We start from the raw sequence: 19717 nt of genomic DNA on the forward strand, positions 1-19717 counted from the left end.
GTTCGCGGCAACCGAGCATAGTCGGGCCGGTGGCCGGGGATGCATTCCGGAGTCCGCCACCGGGCCGACACTCCGCAGCCACCCCGCCGTCGCCCGCCCGGCGCCCGTACCGGCCCCGCTGTCACGCAACTCACGTGCGACGGCCGTGTCGCGGTTGGCGGCCGGACACTAAGCTTGGGCTACTTAACGGTAGTTAACACCACGCACCACCTGGGGAGTGAGAGATCTTGGCGGGTTCTGCCGACTTCGACCTGTACCGCCCGGCCGAGGAGCACGACATGCTCCGCGAGTCCGTCCGCGCGCTCGCCGAGGCGAAGATCATGCCCTTCGCCGCCGCGGTCGACGAGGAGTCCCGCTTTCCGCAGGAGGCCCTGGACGCCCTCGTCGCCAGCGACCTGCACGCCGTCCACGTGCCCGAGACCTACGGCGGCGCGGGCGCCGACGCGCTCGCCACGGTGATCGTGATCGAGGAGGTGGCCCGCGTCTGCGCGTCCTCCTCCCTCATCCCGGCGGTCAACAAGCTCGGCTCCCTCCCGGTGATCCTCTCCGGATCCGAGGAGCTCAAGGCCAAGTACCTCGGCCCGCTGGCCAAGGGCGACGCGATGTTCTCGTACGCCCTCTCCGAGCCCGACGCGGGCTCGGACGCCGCGGGCATGAAGACCCGCGCCGTGCGCGACGGGGACTTCTGGGTGCTCAACGGCGTCAAGCGCTGGATCACCAACGCCGGCGTCTCCGAGTACTACACGGTCATGGCCGTCACCGACCCGGAGAAGCGCTCCAAGGGCATCAGCGCCTTCGTCGTCGAGAAGTCCGACGAGGGCGTCTCCTTCGGCGCCCCGGAGAAGAAGCTCGGCATCAAGGGCTCCCCGACGCGCGAGGTCTACCTCGACAACGTCCGCATCCCCGCCGACCGCATGATCGGCGCCGAGGGCACCGGATTCGCCACCGCGATGAAGACGCTCGACCACACCCGCATCACCATCGCCGCCCAGGCGCTGGGCATCGCCCAGGGCGCCCTGGACTACGCCAAGGGCTACGTCCAGGAGCGCAAGCAGTTCGGCAAGCCGATCGGCGACTTCCAGGGCGTGCAGTTCATGCTCGCGGACATGGCCATGAAGATCGAGGCCGCCCGCCAGCTGACCTACTCGGCCGCGGCCCGCTCGGAGCGCGTCTCCGGCGGCGGCCCGCACGAGGACCTCACCTTCTTCGGCGCCGCGGCCAAGTGCTTCGCCTCGGACGTGGCCATGGAGGTCACCACGGACGCGGTCCAGCTCCTCGGCGGCTACGGCTACACCCGTGACTACCCGGTGGAGCGCATGATGCGCGACGCGAAGATCACCCAGATCTACGAAGGCACGAACCAGATCCAGCGGATCGTCATGGCCCGCAACCTGCCGTAGGCGCGGTCTGACCTGCGCAAACCTCACAGCCCCCAGCTTCGGCCGGGGGCTGTTCGCGTTCACCCGAGGACGTACGTCCCCTTCGCGGGAAGCGTGGCGACGAGCCCGCGCTTGCGGAGCTCGGCCACTGCGCGGCGCGCGGTTCCGATGCTCACGCCGTACAACTCGGTCATGGCCCGCTCGCCGGGCAACGCCGCACCCTTCGGCAGCTTGCCGGAGGCGATCTCGGCGGCAATCGCGTCCGCCAGCTTCACGTACTCGTACTGCGGGAAACCATCGCTCATCCCTCTACGGTGACGCGGTCGTGTGCGGCAGGCATCGTAGGAACGCGTCCGGACGCGGTGGGACGCAGTGGGGTGCAGAGGGACGCAGTTGGGGGTACGCTCGGTACGAAAGGACCCCGGCGACGGCGGTAACCGTCCCGGGGCATGGCCGATCTCTGAAAGGGAGACCGACATGGCAGACCTTATCCGCGCCCTCGCCCAGTGGGCGAAGCTCTGGTTCCGTCGCCCGGCGACGCCAGTGGGGCCGGCGCCCTCCCTGGTGCGCAGTACGCAGTACCCGCGCCCCTGGCCGCCCACCCCGCGCTCGCCGTACGGCATCGGCGGCCCGCTGGACGGGGACGAGACGCCGCTGGTCCGGCCGTATCTGCGGGACCACGAGGAACGGGCCCGGCAGCGTCAGCGTCGCCTGGCCATGGTGCTCGCCGCCGACTTCGGCATCGATCTCGACACGCACCTCGTCGGCGCGCGAGGGGTGGCCTGATGGCCACGCGCCAACCCATCCGGATGTGCGTGCGCTGCGAACGGCTCACCACGGACCCCGTGGTCGTCTCCGAGGTGCACGCCGGATCGGGACCCGGCTTCAACGTCTACGCGTGCACGGAGTGCGCACCGGACATCCCGAGGCCTCCGGACGCACTCGACCTCCTGAAACCCGGCTGGGACGAATGGCCGGCCGAGGAGGAAGGCCGCGCCCCGTAAGCGCACGTCTCAGCGGAGCGGGCAGGGGAGTTCGGGGCTGGACCGGTTCGGTGAGCAGGTCACCAGGGCGACCGAGTGGAAGACCGAGCCGCTGAGGTAGTGCCCGAGTGAGACGTCCCCGCCCCATGCCAGCCGGTCCACCGCGGCCATCACCAGGAGCCGCTGCCGGGTCGCCTCCCGCTCCGCCTTCATGGCGAAGCGGGGGGCGAACTCGGCAAGCTGTGTGCCGAGCCATTCCCCGGCCTCCGCCGGCTCATGCCACGTGCCCCGGACGACGGACGCAGGTTTCATGAGCCAGTGAGCGGTCTGCAACGGCGGAAGCCCGGTCACGGTGAACTCCGCGACCACCTCCCGATACCGTTCGACAAGCCGCTGCGCACCCACGTCCCCCGCTACCGGGGGAGGGGGCGGGTCGGAATGCGGCGGCCGTCGGAGAGCTTCGTCGTCGAACGCCTTCTTCGCTCCGACCCAGGCGTAACCGTGGTGGTGCACTGCCGCTCCGATTCCGGGATGCCGACGGCCCCGCCCGTCGGTGTGTGGGCGGGGCCGTCAGTCAGGTGGTGCTCAGGGTCAGGCGGAGAGGTCGAAGCGCGCGGGGTCGATGCCCGCCGCGTCCAGCTCCGCCGTGGTGAAGCGCAGCGGCTCGGCGTCCGGCCGCTTGCTGTCACCCATGGCCCACGCGTCCGGGCCGATCCTGGCGAGCGTCACGCATGCCTCGCCGTCGGGGTGGGTGTTGCCGCCGCATGCCTTCGAGAACTCGGCGCCCGTGATGGTGAGTCCGTACAGGTCGGTCATCGCTGTTGCCTTCCTGATCTGCTGACGGCCGACCGGAGCCGGCCGTCCCCCGCCCGTCAGCGGACGGAAGTCTCGGTGACCCTCATGCCTTCGGCCATCTGCTCCACCACGTCGGCCGGGAGCATCCCCAGGTGCACGTACGCGTGGCCGTTGTAGGTCACGGTGGGCCGTATGCCGCTCCACGCGGACTCGGGAACGCCGAGAGCGGCCAACCCTGCCTGTATGGCCTCGGCGGCGTCCGTGGCCCGCGTACGGGCGTCCCGCCACGTCCGCATGTTCATCACGCGGCCACTGCGACGGCCGGGCACTCGTTGTGCCGGTAGACGGTGACGGGCGCACCCGACGTGCGGTCGAGGGTCCCTCGGAGGACGAGCTCCAAGGACTTGATGGTCCGGTTGCAGGCGGAGCACTCGTGTCCTGGTGCGTAGGTCAGGTACTCCCACGCGTCCCGGTCGAACTCCGGTGCTTTCGCCTTCGTCCTTGCCATGTGGCACCCCTTCACGTCACCCTCGCTGCGTCGGCAGCAATAGTGACCAGGGACGAAGGGCATTTCCTAGCCTGTTTCCTGTTCCGTCAAGAATCCGTCCCGGATTCTCTCGACCAGGCTCCGCATTCCGTCGCCGGACAAGGCCGCCTGCTGAAATCCTTCGAACTTGCAGACGTACATCCCTACATCCTGTGGATCGGTGACGACTATCTCAGCGTGAACCGTTTCAACGGTCACCATCCGATCGTCTCGAATGACGAACGCATGGTTGGCGATGTCCGTCTGTGGGGCTGATAGTGGTACGACTCGGATGTCTACATGAGCCAGCCGAGACTTGGACACGATGCGGTCAAGCTGTGCCGCCATCATCTCGGGCGGGACGATCCTCCACCGGAGCACGGGCTCGGTGATGACGAAGTGGAGCTCCTTCGTGCTGTCGAACATCACGGCCTGACGCTCAAGCCTTCCGCTGAGCGTGCGGGTGAGTGCGTCCTCGCTCAGTTCGTGCCGCTGGAGGACGGCGCGGATGTACTCGGGTGTCTGGAGCAGCCCGGGTACCAGGGCGGGCTGGAACAGCCGCAGCGTGGTCATCTGGGCTTCGAGGGCCTTCGCGGCCTGCTGGCCCTTGTGGATGCCGGCTCGCTTGAGGAGACGCCACGCGGTCGCCTCTGTGGTCGCTGCGCGGGCTGCTTCCGTGTACTCGGCCTTGATGGCGTCGGACACTCCGAGGGCGGTCAGGATGCGTTCTACGTCCGTGGCGCTCGGCAGGAGGTTGGCGTTCTCAATCTTGGAGAGCTTGGACGGAGACATGAGGGCGCTACGGGCTACCGCTTCGGCTTCCTTTCCGGATGCCTCCCGCAGTGCCCGCAGCGCGGCCCCAAGCTGTGCTTTGTTCACTCGCCGTATTTGGCCCACCAGTCGGTGAAGGGCTCCGCATGGGTGAGGGCCGTTTCCCGGTAAGAGGCATAGACGGCGGCTTCATCCTGCGGGCGAAGCTCGGCCCGCAGGAATGCCCCGGCGTCGTCGTATCGCATGACGGCTGCGTCTTTTGAGTCGAACAGCCAGAAGTCCGGAACGCCTTCAAGGGGGTTGGGTGTTTCCGTCATGTCGAGGATGAAGAACTCTTCCCCGCCGGCCATGTTCGTCCGGTAGCCCCAGCCCAGCTCGAAGCGGAGGTACTCCGTGAGCGGGCGCTTGAGGACGTGCACGCGGTACACCCGCTTGCCCTGGTGGGTGAGGCCCCGGATCTCGTCGATCCACTCGGCGTTGTAGCCCTCCGGCTGCGCCCGGCCGGCCTGGAACGCGCGGTAGGCGTCCACGTTCCCCGAGCGGCTGTAGTCGTCGAGGGTCTCCAGGCGGAACGCTTCGTGTTGGAACCTCTCGAAGAGTTCGGCGAGGGTGCTAGATGAGGCCATCGGAAATGGCTTTCTTGATCAGCTCGACGGGGATCTCCACGAGGGTCTCGTGAGCGGGAATCTTCAGCCCGTGGTCGGTCCGCGTCTCCCCCTGCACAAGGAACGTGCCCCGGTCGGTGGCGTAGATCGTCGGGCAGTCCTTGACGTCACAGGTGCTGATCAGCTTGGTCACCTTCATGGCTTCCGGTTCCCCTCTCCCGTACGGCGGAGTGCCGCGTTTATGCTCCCGAGCCAGCGACCACAGGGTCAAGGGATCACGGTTGAGAGAACGGGAAACCGGCCGTGCCGCTGTGCGCTGCCCGGTCATTTCGTGACACGCCGGGCCCTAAACCTGTACGGGTGCAGGGCGCTCACGCCGGGCGGACACCCGACCACGTCGGAGGTGGGTAACGACACCCGGATCCGGCCCTTGGGCCGCACCCGGATGGGCTAAATTTGGACCTTCGTACGCCGGAACCGGTTGGGGAGAACGCAAATGACGGAAGCGATCCTGCTGGTCGGCGGACAGGGGACGCGGCTGCGCCCCGTCACGGTGAACACGCCGAAGCCGATGGTCCACACGGCAGGCGTCCCCTTCCTCGCCCACCAGATAGCCCGCGCCGCCGCCGCCGGCGTCACGCACATCGTGATGGCCACCTGCTACCTCGCCGAGGTCTTCGAGCCCTACTTCGGGGACGGGTCCGCCTTCGGCGTCCACCTGGAGTACGTGGTCGAGGACGAGCCGCTGGGCACCGGCGGCGCCATCCGCAACGCGGCGCGGCTGCTCACCGGCGGCCCGGACTCCTCCGTGCTCGTCTTCAACGGGGACATCCTCACCGGCCTGGACATCGCCGGGCTCGTCGAATCCCACAAGGCGGCCGACGCCGACGTCTCCCTGCACCTGGTCCGGGTCGACGACCCGCGCGCCTTCGGCCTGGTCCCCACTGACGCCCACGGGCGGGTGCTGGCCTTCACCGAGAAGCCGCAGACGCCCGAGGAGATCATCACCGACCAGATCAACGCCGGCTGCTACGTCTTCCGGCGCAGCGTGATCGACACCATCCCGGCAGGCCGGTCCGTCTCCGTGGAGCGCGAGACCTTCCCGGGCCTGCTCGCCTCCGGCGCCACCCTGCACGGGGTCACCGAGAACACGTACTGGATGGACCTCGGCAAGCCGGAGGCGATCATCCAGGCCTCCGCCGACCTGGTCCGCGGCGTCGTCCCCTCCCCGGCCGTCCCCGGACGCCGCGGCGAGTCCCTCGTCCTGCCCGGGGCCCAGGTCGCGGCCGGGGCCAAGCTGTCGGGGGGCACCGTCGTGGGCGCCGGAGCCCGCGTCGAGGCGGGTGCGGTCGTCCAGGGCTCCATCGTGCTGGCGGACGCGGTCGTCGGCCCCGACGCGCAGGTGTCCGCGAGCCTGATCGGCGCCGGCGCCTCGGTGGGCGCACGGACCGTACTGGACGCCGCCGTCATCGGCGACGGAGCCGTCGTGGGGGCCGACAACGAGCTCCGCGCCGGGGCCCGGATCTGGTGCGGGGCGCGGCTGCCCGACGCGGCGATCCGCTTCTCCTCCGACGCCTAGGCCGAAGGAAACGGCGCCGGACCCGTCTTCCGGATCAGGGCGCCCGGTCCCGGGCGCCCTCCGGCGTGATCAGTTCCCGCGGACGGTGACCTTCTCGTCCTTCTGGATCTGCTGGACCAGCTGCTGCACCTTCGCCTTGTCCCAGACGAGGTTGCCGCCGCGCTGACCGGAGATCGGCATGTTCATGGACACGCCGTCACCGCCGCTGATGCCCTTCATCGCGAAGAACATCGACCCCATGTCGTACAGGCCCATGTCCTTGTCCACGATCAGCGTGTCCAGACCCGCGCCCAGCACCGGGTACAGCGAGAACGGGTTCAGGATCGTCGTCGGGGTCGCCGCCTGGCTGGCCAGCGCCGACAGGAACTTCTGCTGGTTCTTGGTCCGCTGCAGGTCCGACTCGGCGAAGGCGTAGCGGGTCCGTACGTAGGCCAGCGACTGCTCGCCGTTCAGCGTCTGGGTGCCCTCCTTGAAGTCGGCCCCCGACTTCTCGTCCTTGAACCCCTTCTCGATGTTCAGCTCCACCCCGCCCAGCGCGTCCACGATGTTGGCGAAGCCGGCGAAGCCGATCTCCGCGTAGTGGTCGATGCGCAGGCCGGTGTTGAACTCCACCGTCCGCACCAGCAGCTCCGGGCCGTCCTCCGCGTACGCCGCGTTCAGCTTGGTCCGCTTGCCCGTGCCCGCGAACTTCTTGCCCGACTCCGAGCCGACGAAGGACGGGATCTCCACGTCGGAGTCGCGCGGCAGGGAGATCATCGTGTTCCCGCTGGAGCACTTGGCGAGGATCATCATCGAGTCGGTGCGCTTGCCCTCGGCGGAGCCGGTGTGGAGCTTCTTCTTGTCCTCGGCGGACATGCCCTCACGGCTGTCGGAGCCCACGATCAGGTAGGTCGTGCAGTCGCCCTCCTTCGGGCGCTCGATGACCTTGGAGAGGTCGACCTCGCGGCGCACGTTGGAGTCGGCCCAGAAGTACGTGCCGATGCCCGTCACGAGCAGGCCCGAGACCAGCACGATCGAGCCGATCTTGATCCGCTTGCGCCAGTCCGGGGCCGGTCCCGCCGGCCGGGCCGGTCCGCCGGGGCCGCCCGGTCCGCCGGGGCCGCCCGGTCCGCGCCCGCGCGGCCCGGCGGGCGGCTGGGAGCCGCCTCCGTACACCTGGCCGGTGTTGTAGCCGCTGTCGTAGCCGCCGCTGTACGAGCCGTCCTGCTGCGGAGGCACGTAAGGGGCCCCGGCCGGCGGCTGGGCCGGACGGCGCGGGGGCTGCTGGGGCTGCCGGGACGCCTGGGGGCCGGGCCGCTGGACGTGCCTCATCCGCCGTGCGCCTTCCGGCTCCGCCTGGCCGCTGCCGCGGCCGTACCCGTCATCGCGGCGGCCGCGCTGGTCCTGCTCGCCGCTCCACCCGTCCCTGTCACTCATGTGCCCAAGAATGCCTGGCCGGGAGGGGCGCGGAACAGCCCGGGTGGCCCTTCGTACCGGTGCTGTTGCAGAGCTGATGCCGGGGCAGCGCACTTAAGCTGTTCCCATGACAGACATACCGGGCGACCCGGCGGGGAAGCCGATCTCGGCTTCCCGCACCACCTTGAGCCACATCATGACCGCCAATGACACCAACCTCCTCGGCACGGTGCACGGCGGTGTGATCATGAAGCTGGTGGACGACGCGGCCGGCGCCGTGGCCGGCCGCCACTCCGGCGGCCCGGCGGTCACCGCCTCCATGGACGAGATGGCCTTCCTCGCCCCGGTCCGCGTCGGCGACCTCGTCCACGTCAAGGCCCAGTGCAACTGGACCGGTCGCTCCTCCATGGAGATCGGCGTACGGGTCCTCGCGGAGCGGTGGAACGAGTCCACCCCCGCCACCCAGGTCGGCAGCGCCTACCTCGTCTTCACCGCGGTCGACGCCGAGGGCAAGCCCCGCCAGGTCCCGCAGGTGATCCGGGAGACCGAGCGGGACGAGCGGCGCTACCAGGAGGCCCAGATCCGCCGCACCCACCGGCTCGCCCGCCGCCAGGCCATCCGCGACCTGCGGGAGGAGCGGTCCGCGCAGGGGCTGGACGCCGACGCCTAGGGCCTGTCGTCAAAGTGCCGTCTGCCACGCGACGCCTGGCACGCGCTCTCGCCGCACCGGGCGAAAGCCCGAGTACGTCCAGTACGCGGGCTTCCGCCCGGCACGCCGAGAGCACGCACCAGACGCCGCGTGGCCGCCCTTCGGGCGACGACACTTTGACGACAGGCCCTAGGCCGAAAGAGACGGCCCAGTCCGTCAGGAGCCGCCGCAGACCACCTGGTCACCGGTGACCACACCGAATTGGCCCTGATAGGGGTCCTCCGCGCGGACCGCCACCACCTTGCGGAAGTCGGCGCCCGCGATCACCACGATGGTCCGCCCCTGCCCCCGCACGGCCCGCAGCTCACTGCCCGGCAGCGCGGTGGACACCGAACGGGCCGACCGGTCCCAGCGCGGGTCGTACGTGATCACCGTGCGCTTGACCTCCCGGCTCGCGCCGTTCCCCGGAGCCCGGGTGGTGTCGAAGCCGGTGGCGCGCAGCGCCGAGTCCACCCGGGTGCCCAGCCCGTCGATCCGGGTGCCGTTCTCCACCTGGACCCGGACCTGCCGCGGGGGCACGTCCACCGGCACCGCCGGCTGCCGGCGCACCGGCCGGCCGGGGGCGGGGGCCGGGGTCAGCGGGCGGTCGTCGCGCAGCGCCTGGAAGAGCTTCGCGGCCTTCGCCTCGTCCCACTTCACGGTGGAGCCGATGCCCTTGACCGGGAACGAGGGGTTGCCGACGGGCACGGAGGCGAACTCCGAGGAGGACGGGGTGAAATCGCGCATCGCCTGCCCGAGCGCCAGCATCTGCTCCGAGCCGAAGCCCTTGTCGGCCCGGACCGAGCCCAGAAGGGTGGAGCTGACCTGCTTGAACTTGACGGGGTTGAGCAGCACCCCGCCCCCGGTGGCCTGCTTGATCAGGGCGGCGATGAACCGCTGCTGGCGCTGCATCCGGCCCAGGTCCGAGGCCCCGTCGACATGGCGCGAGCGCACGTACTGCAGGGCCTGGCCGCCGCTGAGCCGGTGGGTGCCGGGGAGCAGGTCGAGGCCGGTGTTGGGGTCGTGCATGGTCTTGGCGGTGCAGATCTCCACGCCGCCCATGGCGTCGACCGTCTTCATGAAGCTGGTGAAGTCGACCTCCAGGTAGTGGTCGATCTTCACGCGGGTCATGCTCTCGACGGTGCGCACGGTCAGCTGCGGCCCGCCCTCGGCATAGGCGGCGTTGAGCTTCACGGGATGGGCCCTGTGCGGTTTGCCGCTGGAGCCGTCCACGTGCGCGGGCAGCTCCACGAAGCTGTCGCGGGGGAGGCTGACCACGCTGGCCCGCGACCGGTCCGCCGAGAGGTGGACCAGCATGACGGTGTCGGTGCAGTGGCAGGGCGCGCCGCCCAGGCGGTACTCGCGCTTCTCCTCGGCGGTGATCTTGTCGCGCCCGTCGGTGCCGACGAGCAGGAAGTTCACCCCGTGCCCGGCCTGCGGGCGGTTCTTCATGTCCTTGAAGGGGTCCACGCGCTGGATCCCGGTGTCCAGCCCGGTCATCACGGCGTGCCCGAGGGCCCCCGAGCCCAGGACGAGCACCGACAGTCCCGCGGCGAGCCGGACCCCCCAGCGGGGTCTGTCCGCCGGCCGGTTCCCGCCCGCCGGCCGGATCCCGCCGGGGGGGACGGCCGGACCGCCGGGCCGCGGCGCGCGCTGCGACGGCCGGGCGGACCGGGCGGGCAGGGCGGGTCGGGTGGGACGGTGCGGCTGGGGCACGGGGGACACCTCGCACGTTCGGCAGATTCGTCAGAACAGTAGGTCCATACGATCAGCCGCTGTCCGTACTGCTCATCCGGCGCGCACCCGGTTCCCCCGTAAGCGGTAACGTGACACCGATACCCGACCTTGAAGGACCACATGCCCGCCCAGCAGCCCGCAGTCTCGGTGATCATGCCGGTACTCAACGAAGAGCGCCATCTGCGCGACTCGGTCCACCACATCCTCGGACAGCAGTACGGGGGTGAGATGGAAGTGGTGATCGCGCTCGGGCCGTCCAGGGACCGTACCGACGAGATCGCCGCCGAGCTGGTACGGGAAACTGCGTCCAATCAACGCGCCCGGGTCCAGACCGTACCGAACCCCACCGGCCGCACCCCCGCCGCTCTCAACGCGGCCATCCAGGCCTCGCGCCATCCGATCGTGGTGCGCGTGGACGGCCACGGCATGCTCTCCCCCGATTACATCGCCACCGCGGTCCGCCTCCTGGAGGAGACCGGTGCGCAGAACGTCGGCGGCATCATGCACGCCGAGGGCGAGAACGCCTGGGAGGACGCCGTCGCCGCCGCGATGACCTCGCGAATCGGCGTCGGCAACGCCGCCTTCCACACCGGCGGCAAGGCGGGCCCGGCCGACACCGTCTACCTGGGGGTGTTCCGGCGGGAGGCCCTGGAGGCCGCCGGCGGGTACAACGTGGAGTTCGTCCGCGCCCAGGACTGGGAACTGAACTTCCGCATCCGCGAGGCCGGCGGGCTGATCTGGTTCTCGCCGGAGCTGAAGGTCCAGTACCGTCCGCGGCCCTCGGTACGGGCGCTCGCCAAGCAGTACAAGGACTACGGGCGCTGGCGCCACGTGGTGGCGCGCTACCACGCGGGCTCCATCAACCTGCGCTACCTCGCCGCACCGGCCGCCGTCTGCGCGATCGCCGCCGGTGTGGTCGTCGGAGCGGCCGTCACCCCGTGGGCCTTCGTCCTCCCGGCGGGCTACCTCGCGGCGATCACCGTCGGCTCCGTCCCGGCCGGCAAGGGGCTGTCGCTGAATGCCCGGCTGCGGATCCCCGTGGCCCTGGCGACCATGCACGTGTGCTGGGGCTACGGCTTCCTGACCAGCCCGCGTTCGCTCGCCGCCAAGGTCATCGCGAGCCGCCGCCCGTCGGTGAACCGGGACCCCGCCGAGCTCTGAGCCCCGCCCACGCACACGTACACACGAAAAGGGGTGACCCGGTCCTCGTCGGACCGGGTCACCCCTTTCGTTGTTCCAGCGTGTCAGCTCACCAGCGGTACGGCCCGTACACGTCCATGCAGCTGGTGTCCGTGCCGTTGAGCACGTCGGCCGTCTCCGGGACCGAGCCGGCCTCGGGCGGCGCCTGCTGCGGGTAGACGGTGCCCTCGCGCCAGTCCGCGCCCACCAGGACCGTGATCTTGGATGCCGCGGCCGACTTCTGCACGGAGGTGCCCGGGATTCCCAGGGCGGCGGCCACGCTCTGCGCGTCGGCGGCCTGGGCGTCGGTGGCGTAGCGGACGACCGTCGCCTTCTCCGGGGTGAGCGCGCCGTCCGCCTTGGCCAGCGCGAACCCCTTGGAGACCAGCTGGCCCGCGATGGCCGTGGCCCGCTTGCCCACCGGCGGCGCCCCGACACCCGTGCCGTTGACCACCTGTACGGCGATCTTCGCCGGGCTGGAGACCGGCGGCGCGGAGGACTGCTGCGGGGCCGGCTCGGAGGACGCGACGGGAGCCGAGGGCGATGCGGTCGATCCGCTCGCACCCGGCCCGCCGCTCTCGGCCGGCGCCGGGTCGCCGTTCTTGTCCATGGCGACGTCCTTGCGGAGCAGCTCCCACACCTTCTCGGCGTCCGTGGGGTTGACGACCAGCCGGTTCTTGTCGCTGGGGGCTTGCAGCACCGGGATCGTGGCCGTCGTGATGCGGTTGACCGGCACGTCCTTGAGCAGCAGACCGAGGTCGAGGAGCTTCTTGACCGACCCGATCTCCTCCGACACCTTCAGCGACTTCGTCGCCGCCTCCGCCAGGCCCGTGAGGCGGGGGAGGTCGGTGAAGGCGTTCTGGCTCTTGAGACCGCGCATCATCGAGTTCATGTACATGTGCTGCGCCTTGGCCCGGGCCATGTCACTGCCGAAGGCGTGCCGGGTGCGCAGCCACTGGAGCGCCTGCTCGCCCTGGACCCTGGTGGTGCCCGCCTTCAGCTTGAGGCCGGAACCGCCCGTGCCCGACCCCGGCTCCGACTGGTCGAAGACGTTCTGGTTGACGCAGACGTCGACGCCGCCGATCGCGTCGGCCATGCTCACGACACCGGCGAAGTCGATCGTCATCCAGTGGTCGATGTAGACCTTGGTCAGCTTCTCCCAGGTTGCCAGGGTGCAGCCGGGACCCCCGCGCGCGAAGCTCTGGTCGATCGTCGTCTTGGTGGCCTTGTACTTCTCGCCCTTCTCGGGGTCCGTGCACTCCGGTATGTCCACGATGGTGTCGCGCGGAACGGAGGTCACCGAGGCGTTCTTCCGGTCGGCCGATACGTGGATCAGCATCTGCACGTCGGCCCGCGCGGGGTCGCCGATGTTGTCCCAGCCCCCGCCGAGTTTCGCGTTCTCCTCGTCGCGGACGTCGGAGCCGAGCATCAGGATGTTGATCGGGCGCCGTCCCGCGGCGTCGGCCTCGCCCCTGGCCACACCGCTGTCGCCGCTCAGGCGCTGGCCGCTGCGGATGTTGCCGTCGAGGTGGCGGTAGTAGAGGTAACCGGCCGCCGCCGTCCCGAGTATGAGCAGCGCCACGATGCAGGCCGTCCAGCGCAGTACCCGGCGGCGCCCCCGCCGGGTCGGGCGCTTGCCGCCACCGCGGCGGTGGCCGGAGCCGGATCTCGGCGGGGGTACGACGCCGTTGGCCGCCGGACGGGTGCCGGGGCCGGATATGCCGTTGCCGGCCCGGCCCGGCGCCCCCTCCCCTTGCACGCTGCTGTGCCTCACGCGTCCCCCATAACGATCACTCTGTGTCGGTATTGTGCCGGTCCGACGTGATCCGGCACGTCATTTCGTGACCGCGGAGAGCCGGACGGCCCCCTTGTCGGTCACTTGGCGCAGACGGACTTGTCCGCCTCGACGCGCTGGACGCCTTCGGGTGCCTGCTGAGGCGCCGTCATGGAGACCCCGGCCCCCTTGAAGTCCGCGCCGAGCGTCAGCTTCATCGGGGTCTTGGGCGCGGCGTCGGCCGTGCCCATCTTCAGCGCCGTCGCCGGAAGCCCCATCATGTCCGCCAACGCCCGGGCCTGATCGGCCTGGTTGGGCGCGTACTCCAGCTGCGTGGCATCCACCTTGGCGGGCGCGTTGCCCAGGTTGCTGGACTTGGGCACGCCCTGGGTGTTCTGCAGCCAGTTCAGCGTGCCGGACGCGGATCCGGCGGGGCCGCCGCCGTTGTAGACGTCCACCCGGACGTCCTTGGCCGCCGCACGGGTGCCCTGTAGGAGGGCGTCCAGCTTTGCCTTCGCGTCGGCCGCCGCCGCGTCCTTCGCGGCCTGTTCCTTCTTCTCGACCTCGGTGAGGGAGACGTCCCCCCGGATCATCTGCAACAGGGGTTCGGCCTGCGCCTGGTTGACCACCACGGTGGCCTTGACCTTCTCCGCCGGGTTGTCGAGCACCGGAAGTGTGGTGAAGGTGATGTTCTTGAGGTCGATGTTCTTCAACTCGCCGGCGAGATCGGTGAGTTTTCCGATCGAGCCTATCCCCGAATCCACACTCAGCGACTTCGTGGCGGCTTCCGCGAGGGAGAGGAACTTCTTCGGACTCGTCAGTGTTTCCTTGGACTTCATCTCGCGCATCATCGAACCGAGGAACTGCTGCTGGGTCTTGATGCGGTCGAGATCGCTCTCGTTGCCGAAGGCGTGCCGGGTCCGTACGAAGGCCAGCGCCTGCTCGCCCTGCAGCCGGTGCTCGCCCGCCGTCAGCTTGAGCTTGGAGTCCTTGTCGTTGACGTCCTTGGCCACGCAGACCGGCACCCCGCCGACCGCCGTGCTCAGGTTCTTCACCGCGTTGAAGTCGGCCATCATGAAGTGGTCGACCTGGATCCCGGTGAGCTCCTTGACCGTGCGCATCGTGCAGCCCGGGTCGCGGCCCGACTGCCCGAGGCTGTTGTTGAAGCGGGCCCCGCGCTCGGCGGGGATGTCCTTCGTCGAGCCGTCCGGCTGCTTCGTGGGGCAGACCGGCACGTTGGTGATCAGGTCGCGCGGGATGGACAGCGCCGTGGCGTTGGAGCGGTCCTTCGACACGTGGAAGAGGATCGTCGTATCGGCGTGGCCGACGCTGCCGGCGTCCCCGTACCCCTCGTTGCCCGCGCCGCTGCGCTTGTCCGTGCCGATGACCAGGATGTTGATCGCCTGGTCCTTCCTGAACCCGCCGCTCGTGCCCGCGTCGCCGACGTCGGTGACCACGATGTTGCCGTTCAGGTGCTGGTAATAGAGGTATCCCGCCACCGAGCCGCCGATCAGCAGCACCGCCAGGGTCCCGCCGGTGATCGTCAGGGCCCGCTTGCGGCCCCCGCCGCCGACCTTGCGCGAACGCCCGCCGCGTCGGCCGCCGGGGGGAGGGCCGTCACCGCGGCGCGGTCCGGGGACCGCGGGGGACGGGGCCGCGGGGGAGCGGGGAGGAACGGGGGCTCTGCGGGGTGCCGCGAGGGGGACGGACCGCTGCGACGGCGCTTGCGCAGCGGAATCTTCCAGTCGCAGCTCGTAGTTGCCGGTGCGGGGGTTGAGTACCCACTGGTCTGCGGGGTCGATCTCGTCGGCCCGGCCACGGCTTTGCGCATCCACGGTTTGCTCGAATCCTCCGTCGGTGCTTCGCGACGCGCCTCCCCCAGGCGCACGGTCAACGATCCGGCTGCTGGCACACGGCCTCTGTACTGGCCGGGCGCCGGATCGCTCACCTTATCCGGACAGGTTCGCCGCAAACCATGCTGGTGATGAATTCCACGCACTTACAACGGGGCAATCGCCCCAACAAGCTCGGCCCGGGCACCGGCTTTTGGGATTGCTTTACCGGCAGTCGGCCACACCGGCCGTGGTGCCGGTGAACGTGGGGACGGGAGTGGAGGGCTCCGCGGTTCCCGGGGCGTCCCCGGTGCCGCTCGTGGCCCCGTCCTCGGTGCCGTCCTCGGTGCCGTCCGCCTTGTGGTCGGCCGAAGCCTCCTCCCGGTCCCCGTCCCCGTCCCCGTCCGCGGGCCGGGAGACCGGAGCGGGCGTGGCCTTGGCCGCGGGCGGGGCGATGGTGAGCGGCTGGTCCGCCCGCAGCCGCTGGAAGAGCTGGGTCGCGTCCGGCTGGCGCAGCTCGTCCCGGTTGGCGTCCGCGGCGTACGGCCGGCGCGGCACCGTGAGGAACTTGATCTGGTCGGTCGGGATGTCGCGTACGCCCCGGACGAGTTCGTAGAGCCCGCGCAGCGAGGCCAGCCCCGGGTCGGTGGTCACCGAGGAGGTCGCCGCGTCCAGCAGCGGGTACAGCCGCGCCGGATTGAGCAGCACCCCGTTGCTCTGCACCTTCTTCACGAGCGACCCGAGGAAGAGCTGCTGGCGCTCCATCCGCTCGGTGTCACTGCCGTTGCCCAGGCTGTAGCGGGCCCGTACGAAGCCCAGCGCCTCCTCTCCCTGCAAGGTCTGCCGGCCCGCCGGCAGCTTCAGCTTGGCCTCGGTGTCGTCCACCGGCCGTTTCAGGCAGACCTCCACCCCGCCGATGGCGTCCACCATCTTCTTGAAGCCGCTGAAGTCCAGCACCATGTGGTGATCGACCCGGATCCCGGTCATCGCCTCGACCGTACGGATCGTGCAGGCGGTCCCGCCCCACTCGAAGGCCCAGTTGAACTGGGCCAACTGCTCCCTGGTGCGGTTTCCGTCCAGCTTCAGGCACGCGGGTATCTCCGTCATCAGATCCCGCGGTATCGACACCGCCGTCGCACTCTTCCGGTCCGCCGGCAGGTGCAGCAGGATCGTGGTGTCCGAGCGCTGCGTGCCCTCGTCCTGCCCGTACGGGGCGTTGCCCGCGCCGGTGCGGGAGTCCGAGCCGATCAGCAGGATGTTCTGGGCGCCGCCCGCCAGGTGGGCCGGGCGCTCCTTGTCGTACCGCCGCAGCTCGGCGGCGGCGGAGGTGTCCTCGGCGATGTTCCCGTCGAGCTTGGAGTAGATCCACCAGCCCGTGCCCGCCCCGACGACGGCCAGCAGGCCGGTCCCGAGCCCGATCCAGCGCAGCAGGCGGCGCCGCCTGCGGCCGTTCGGAGGCTTCTCGCCTCCGGCCGCATCGGTGCCGCCCGGTATGCCCGCGCTGTCCGTCACTCGCGTTCCGTCCCCTCACCCGAACCGGTACGGGCCGTACGGGTGAGTACGGCCTGTGCCGATCCTGCCCCCGGGTGTTCGATGCGGCCCGGGGGCACGACCGTGTATAGGGCCATGTGGGTGACAAATCGCCCAGATCCGGCATTGGGCGGTGTGGGTGACGCCGGGGTCGGGCCGGGTCAGGCCGTGTGGGTGACCCGCTCGCTCTCGATCCGCTGGGCCAGCGCCCCGTCCGCCAGCCCCTCGGCGTTGCGGCACAGCACCACGGAGCCGCCCGTGGCCAGGGCCGCGTAGAGCCCGGCCGAGAGCCCCTCCCAGGTGTCGTAGCCCTGCCGGGACAGCACCCGGGCCCCCTCGCCGAAGCCGAGCTTCACCGCGTCCTCGCGGGCCCGCTCGCAGATCCGCGCGTACGAGAGCTCCTCGCCGCCGACCACCAGGCCCGGGCCGTCCGCGTCCACGGGCTGGAAGGGGGCGAAGCGGTCGCCCTGCCCCGGCACCTCCACGGCGTAGTCGGCGAACCCGGCCGGCGGCTGCGGGAAGCGCCCGCCCAGCGGCCGCAGCGCGAGCGCCACCCGCTCGCCGGAGCACGCGGCGGCCTCCTCCAGCGTGTCCGGCCCGCTCACCACCAGATCGGCGCCGCCCGGATCCCCGCCCACCTCCACCACGACCCCGACCGAGGCGCAGGCGAGCAGCCACACGGCGCTCTGCCAGTGCGCGGGGAGCAGCAGGGCGAGCCGGTCGCCGGGCTCGGCGCCCAGGTCGCCCTGGAGGAGATTGGCGGTCTTGGCCACCCAATTGGCGAAGGTGGCGACGGACAATTCGACGCGCTCGCCCGTGGCGTCGTCGTAGAAGGTGACGAGCGGGCGGCCGGGATCGGCGGCGAGCGCGGATCGCAGCAGGTCGGCAGGGGTGCGGTCAGTGGCGTTCACGGACCAGAGCCTACGCGGGGCGGCCCGCGCCGCTCCTCCGTACGGCCGCAGCACGATCCCCCGTACGGAGGAGGGGTATCGGCGCCCGGCCCGGACGGCACGTCAGTTCTCGGATGGCGCCCGCCCCCGTCAGTCCCCAGCATCCTTTCCATGCGTGCATTCCTTGCTTCCTCCATCGGCGTCGCGACGGCTGCCGCACTGGCCCTGCCGCTCGCGCTCCCCTCCACGGCCCTCGCACACCCGGCAGCGGTCACGGGCTCGGCAGCCCCCGCGGCCCCCGCCGGATCCACCCAGTCCCTGCCGCTCGTCCCCGTGGGACCCGCGGCGGACCGCACCCCCGGGGTCCCCGGCATGAGCACCGCGCCCCGGCTGCCCGAGACCCGGGGCCTGTCGGCGCGCGAGGTCAAGACCTTCTCGCTGGTCGGCGTCGTCTGGGACGACGCGAGCACCCAGCTCGACGGCCGCGTCCAGGTCCGCGCCCGCTCCGTGGATACCTCCGCCTGGTCCGAATGGCAGGACGTCGACACCCACAACGGCGAACACGCCGCCGACCCCGACACCGCGGAACGCGGCTCCGGCCGGGTCCGCGGCAGCACCGCCCCCCTGTGGGTCGGCCAGTCCGACGGCATCGAGGTCCGCGTCCAGGCGGAACCGGGCGGCCGCGTGGTGAGCAGCGGGCTCCCGACGGGCATGCGCATCGAACTGGTGGACCCGGGCGACTCGTCCCGTCCCCAGTCGGACGCCAAGAACGCCCACGAGGAAACCGGCCCCGGCACCTCCACGCCCATCGACGACGACGACAAGGGGGAGCTGGCCCTCCTCCCCGGCATGACGATGGAGATGGCGGAGTCCTCCTCCGCCAACGTCCCGATGGCACCCCTGGGCGCCCAGGAGATCCCCGCCCTCAACAAGGCCGACTCCACCGCCGACGCGGTCCTCGCCGACGAGGCGCTCGCGGCCGCCCCGTACATCGGCCCGCGCCCGAAGATCGTCACCCGGATGGGATGGGGCGCGGACGAGAGCCTGCGCGAGAAGGGCTTCGTCTACACGAAGACGGTCAAGGCCGCCTTCGTCCACCACACCGCCTCGGGCAACAACTACGCCTGCAAGGACGCCCCGGCGGTCCTGCGCAGCCTGTACCGCTACCACGTGGTCAGCAGCGGCTGGCGGGACATCGGCTACAACTTCGCCGTCGACAAGTGCGGCACCGTCTACGAGGGCCGGGCGGGCGGAGTCGCCAAGGCGGTGCTCGGCGCGCACACCATGGGTTTCAACACGGACAGCATGGGCGTCGCGGTCATCGGCACCTTCGCCTCCACATCTCCCCCCAAGCCGGCGGTCGACGCGGTGGCCCGCCTCACGGCCTGGAAACTGGGGCTCTTCGGAGCGGACCCCCGCGCGAAGACCACCCTCCGCTCGGGCGGCGGCAACCTCTACGCGAAGGGCAGCAACGTCCGCCTGAACGTCATCTCGGGCCACCGCGACGGCTTCGCCACCGAATGCCCCGGCCGCCGCCTCTACACCGAACTCCCCCCCACCCGAACCGCCTCGGCCAAACTCCAGGGCCGCCCCTGAAGGGCCATGGCCCCTCCTTGACGCGCCGCTCACCTTTTCGATGCGCCGCTCGCGCGGTGCGGCCCTGGCGGGCCTTACCGGCTTCGCGTCGCTGCGCCGGACTCCGTCCGGCGGTGGCCTGGCGGCGTTGCAGCCACTGGCGCCTGGGGCGGGGCCGGTGGGCGTGTGCGGGTGGTTGGGCCCTGCGGGGGCGAGGTCCCCTACCCGCCCTTCGCCCGTTCCCCGGGGCTTTGCCCCGGACCCGTTGCCGTGTGCGGCGCCGTTGCCGGGGGCCAGCCCCCGGGCCCCCGCGCCTCAATCGCCGGCGGGGCTGGGGATGGCTGGAGTTGCCTCCGGGCAATCCAGCACACGCTGTGCTGACACGCTGTGCTGCGCACACGTGCGATCCGGCGCCGGCCAAAATCCAGCCCCGCCGGCGTTTGAGGCGCGGGGTCTGGGGCGGAGCCCCAGAGGGGTCC

The 19717-nt window shown here is 70.8% G+C and carries 21 protein-coding genes; 7 read left to right on the top strand and 14 right to left on the bottom strand.

All coding sequences use genetic code 11. The annotated features are described in order from the left end of the window. Nucleotides 1-227 precede the first annotated feature (227 nt). The gene (locus AC061S_RS17935; RefSeq protein WP_422522793.1) at nucleotides 228-1400 is read left to right on the top strand and encodes an acyl-CoA dehydrogenase family protein; all 1173 of its coding nucleotides are present in this window, start codon (nucleotides 228-230) and stop codon (nucleotides 1398-1400) included. 59 nt (nucleotides 1401-1459) lie between these two features. On the opposite strand, the gene AC061S_RS17940 is transcribed toward AC061S_RS17935, so the two are convergent. After that, a complete protein-coding gene (locus AC061S_RS17940; RefSeq protein WP_478686945.1) occupies nucleotides 1460-1684 on the bottom strand; it encodes a winged helix-turn-helix domain-containing protein in 225 nt (74 codons plus the stop codon). A gap of 172 nt (nucleotides 1685-1856) precedes the next feature. Here AC061S_RS17940 and AC061S_RS17945 point away from each other — a divergent pair, with 172 nt between their 5' ends. Further along, a complete protein-coding gene (locus AC061S_RS17945) occupies nucleotides 1857-2165 on the top strand; it encodes a hypothetical protein (RefSeq protein ID WP_478686946.1) in 309 nt (102 codons plus the stop codon). Then, complete coding sequence (locus tag AC061S_RS17950; RefSeq protein WP_478686947.1) at nucleotides 2165-2383, top strand: hypothetical protein; 219 nt, start codon at nucleotides 2165-2167, stop codon at nucleotides 2381-2383. Before AC061S_RS17945 ends, AC061S_RS17950 begins: the two co-directional genes overlap by 1 nt. Before the next feature lie 9 nt (nucleotides 2384-2392). On the opposite strand, the gene AC061S_RS17955 is transcribed toward AC061S_RS17950, so the two are convergent. From AC061S_RS17955 to AC061S_RS17985, 7 genes are all read right to left on the bottom strand, one after another. Continuing rightward, entirely contained in the window at nucleotides 2393-2875 is a 483-nt protein-coding gene (locus AC061S_RS17955) for a hypothetical protein (protein ID WP_478686948.1), read from the bottom strand. A gap of 78 nt (nucleotides 2876-2953) precedes the next feature. Further along, nucleotides 2954-3178, bottom strand: a complete 225-nt coding sequence (locus AC061S_RS17960; RefSeq protein ID WP_478686949.1) for a DUF397 domain-containing protein — start codon at nucleotides 3176-3178, stop codon at nucleotides 2954-2956. A 56-nt stretch (nucleotides 3179-3234) separates the two neighbouring features. Continuing rightward, nucleotides 3235-3459, bottom strand: coding sequence for a hypothetical protein (locus tag AC061S_RS17965; RefSeq protein ID WP_478686970.1), 225 nt, complete (start codon nucleotides 3457-3459; stop codon nucleotides 3235-3237). Continuing rightward, complete coding sequence (locus AC061S_RS17970; RefSeq protein ID WP_478686950.1) at nucleotides 3459-3665, bottom strand: hypothetical protein; 207 nt, start codon at nucleotides 3663-3665, stop codon at nucleotides 3459-3461. The genes AC061S_RS17965 and AC061S_RS17970 overlap by 1 nt, the downstream gene beginning before the upstream one ends. A 66-nt stretch (nucleotides 3666-3731) precedes the next feature. Beyond that, nucleotides 3732-4562: a helix-turn-helix domain-containing protein gene (locus AC061S_RS17975; RefSeq protein ID WP_478686951.1), complete on the bottom strand. Its 831-nt coding sequence runs from the start codon at nucleotides 4560-4562 to the stop codon at nucleotides 3732-3734. Next, on the bottom strand, nucleotides 4559-5080 hold the full coding sequence (locus tag AC061S_RS17980; RefSeq protein ID WP_478686952.1) for a DUF6879 family protein: 522 nt from the start codon (nucleotides 5078-5080) through the stop codon (nucleotides 4559-4561). Before AC061S_RS17980 ends, AC061S_RS17975 begins: the two co-directional genes overlap by 4 nt. Next, a complete protein-coding gene (locus AC061S_RS17985; RefSeq protein WP_478686953.1) occupies nucleotides 5067-5258 on the bottom strand; it encodes a hypothetical protein in 192 nt (63 codons plus the stop codon). The genes AC061S_RS17980 and AC061S_RS17985 overlap by 14 nt, the downstream gene beginning before the upstream one ends. Nucleotides 5259-5555: 297 nt before the next feature. On the opposite strand from AC061S_RS17985, the gene manB reads away from it, so the two are divergent. Beyond that, on the top strand, nucleotides 5556-6638 hold the full coding sequence (manB, locus tag AC061S_RS17990) for a mannose-1-phosphate guanylyltransferase (RefSeq protein WP_478686954.1): 1083 nt from the start codon (nucleotides 5556-5558) through the stop codon (nucleotides 6636-6638). Nucleotides 6639-6707: 69 nt separating this feature from the next. Here the strand turns inward: manB and AC061S_RS17995 are convergent, their stop codons facing one another. Further along, nucleotides 6708-8054 carry an LCP family protein gene (locus AC061S_RS17995; RefSeq protein ID WP_478686955.1) on the bottom strand — a complete coding sequence of 449 codons (1347 nt, stop codon included), beginning with the start codon at nucleotides 8052-8054 and terminating at the stop codon, nucleotides 6708-6710. Between the two features lie 106 nt (nucleotides 8055-8160). On the opposite strand from AC061S_RS17995, the gene AC061S_RS18000 reads away from it, so the two are divergent. Beyond that, entirely contained in the window at nucleotides 8161-8703 is a 543-nt protein-coding gene (locus AC061S_RS18000) for an acyl-CoA thioesterase (RefSeq protein ID WP_478686956.1), read from the top strand. A 195-nt stretch (nucleotides 8704-8898) separates the two neighbouring features. On the opposite strand, the gene AC061S_RS18005 is transcribed toward AC061S_RS18000, so the two are convergent. Next, entirely contained in the window at nucleotides 8899-10437 is a 1539-nt protein-coding gene (locus AC061S_RS18005) for an LCP family protein (protein WP_478686957.1), read from the bottom strand. Nucleotides 10438-10578: 141 nt separating this feature from the next. Between AC061S_RS18005 and AC061S_RS18010 the strand changes: the two genes are divergently transcribed. Continuing rightward, nucleotides 10579-11619: a glycosyltransferase family 2 protein gene (locus tag AC061S_RS18010; RefSeq protein ID WP_478686958.1), complete on the top strand. Its 1041-nt coding sequence runs from the start codon at nucleotides 10579-10581 to the stop codon at nucleotides 11617-11619. Nucleotides 11620-11707: 88 nt separating this feature from the next. Here AC061S_RS18010 and AC061S_RS18015 read toward each other — a convergent pair whose 3' ends face one another. From AC061S_RS18015 to AC061S_RS18030, 4 genes are all read right to left on the bottom strand, one after another. Next, nucleotides 11708-13411 carry an LCP family protein gene (locus AC061S_RS18015; RefSeq protein ID WP_478686959.1) on the bottom strand — a complete coding sequence of 568 codons (1704 nt, stop codon included), beginning with the start codon at nucleotides 13409-13411 and terminating at the stop codon, nucleotides 11708-11710. A 101-nt stretch (nucleotides 13412-13512) separates the two neighbouring features. Then, nucleotides 13513-15246 (bottom strand): LCP family protein, encoded by a 1734-nt coding sequence (locus AC061S_RS18020; RefSeq protein ID WP_478686960.1) that lies wholly within the window; start codon nucleotides 15244-15246, stop codon nucleotides 13513-13515. 222 nt (nucleotides 15247-15468) lie between these two features. Beyond that, nucleotides 15469-16755, bottom strand: a complete 1287-nt coding sequence (locus AC061S_RS18025) for an LCP family protein (protein WP_478686961.1) — start codon at nucleotides 16753-16755, stop codon at nucleotides 15469-15471. Nucleotides 16756-16934: 179 nt separating this feature from the next. Then, complete coding sequence (locus AC061S_RS18030; RefSeq protein WP_478686962.1) at nucleotides 16935-17684, bottom strand: TIGR03089 family protein; 750 nt, start codon at nucleotides 17682-17684, stop codon at nucleotides 16935-16937. 150 nt (nucleotides 17685-17834) lie between these two features. Between AC061S_RS18030 and AC061S_RS18035 the strand changes: the two genes are divergently transcribed. Beyond that, on the top strand, nucleotides 17835-19259 hold the full coding sequence (locus tag AC061S_RS18035; RefSeq protein WP_478686963.1) for a peptidoglycan recognition protein family protein: 1425 nt from the start codon (nucleotides 17835-17837) through the stop codon (nucleotides 19257-19259). Nucleotides 19260-19717: the final 458 nt, after the last annotated feature.

It is taken from the genome of Streptomyces sp. CA189, assembly GCF_056428985.1.

Bases quoted from the DNA above. Each gene is read 5' to 3' on its own strand.
- AC061S_RS17950 (WP_478686947.1), top strand. From the start codon at position 2,165: ATGGCCACGCGCCAACCCATCCGGATGTGCGTGCGCTGCGAACGGCTC.
- AC061S_RS18010 (WP_478686958.1), top strand. From the start codon at position 10,579: ATGCCCGCCCAGCAGCCCGCAGTCTCGGTGATCATGCCGGTACTCAAC.
- AC061S_RS17995 (WP_478686955.1), bottom strand. From the start codon at position 8,054: ATGAGTGACAGGGACGGGTGGAGCGGCGAGCAGGACCAGCGCGGCCGC.
- manB (WP_478686954.1), top strand. From the start codon at position 5,556: ATGACGGAAGCGATCCTGCTGGTCGGCGGACAGGGGACGCGGCTGCGC.
- AC061S_RS17965 (WP_478686970.1), bottom strand. From the start codon at position 3,459: ATGAACATGCGGACGTGGCGGGACGCCCGTACGCGGGCCACGGACGCC.
- AC061S_RS17970 (WP_478686950.1), bottom strand. From the start codon at position 3,665: ATGGCAAGGACGAAGGCGAAAGCACCGGAGTTCGACCGGGACGCGTGG.
- AC061S_RS17940 (WP_478686945.1), bottom strand. From the start codon at position 1,684: ATGAGCGATGGTTTCCCGCAGTACGAGTACGTGAAGCTGGCGGACGCG.
- AC061S_RS17960 (WP_478686949.1), bottom strand. From the start codon at position 3,178: ATGACCGACCTGTACGGACTCACCATCACGGGCGCCGAGTTCTCGAAG.
- AC061S_RS17985 (WP_478686953.1), bottom strand. From the start codon at position 5,258: ATGAAGGTGACCAAGCTGATCAGCACCTGTGACGTCAAGGACTGCCCG.
- AC061S_RS17945 (WP_478686946.1), top strand. From the start codon at position 1,857: ATGGCAGACCTTATCCGCGCCCTCGCCCAGTGGGCGAAGCTCTGGTTC.
- AC061S_RS18000 (WP_478686956.1), top strand. From the start codon at position 8,161: ATGACAGACATACCGGGCGACCCGGCGGGGAAGCCGATCTCGGCTTCC.
- AC061S_RS17980 (WP_478686952.1), bottom strand. From the start codon at position 5,080: ATGGCCTCATCTAGCACCCTCGCCGAACTCTTCGAGAGGTTCCAACAC.
- AC061S_RS18035 (WP_478686963.1), top strand. From the start codon at position 17,835: ATGCGTGCATTCCTTGCTTCCTCCATCGGCGTCGCGACGGCTGCCGCA.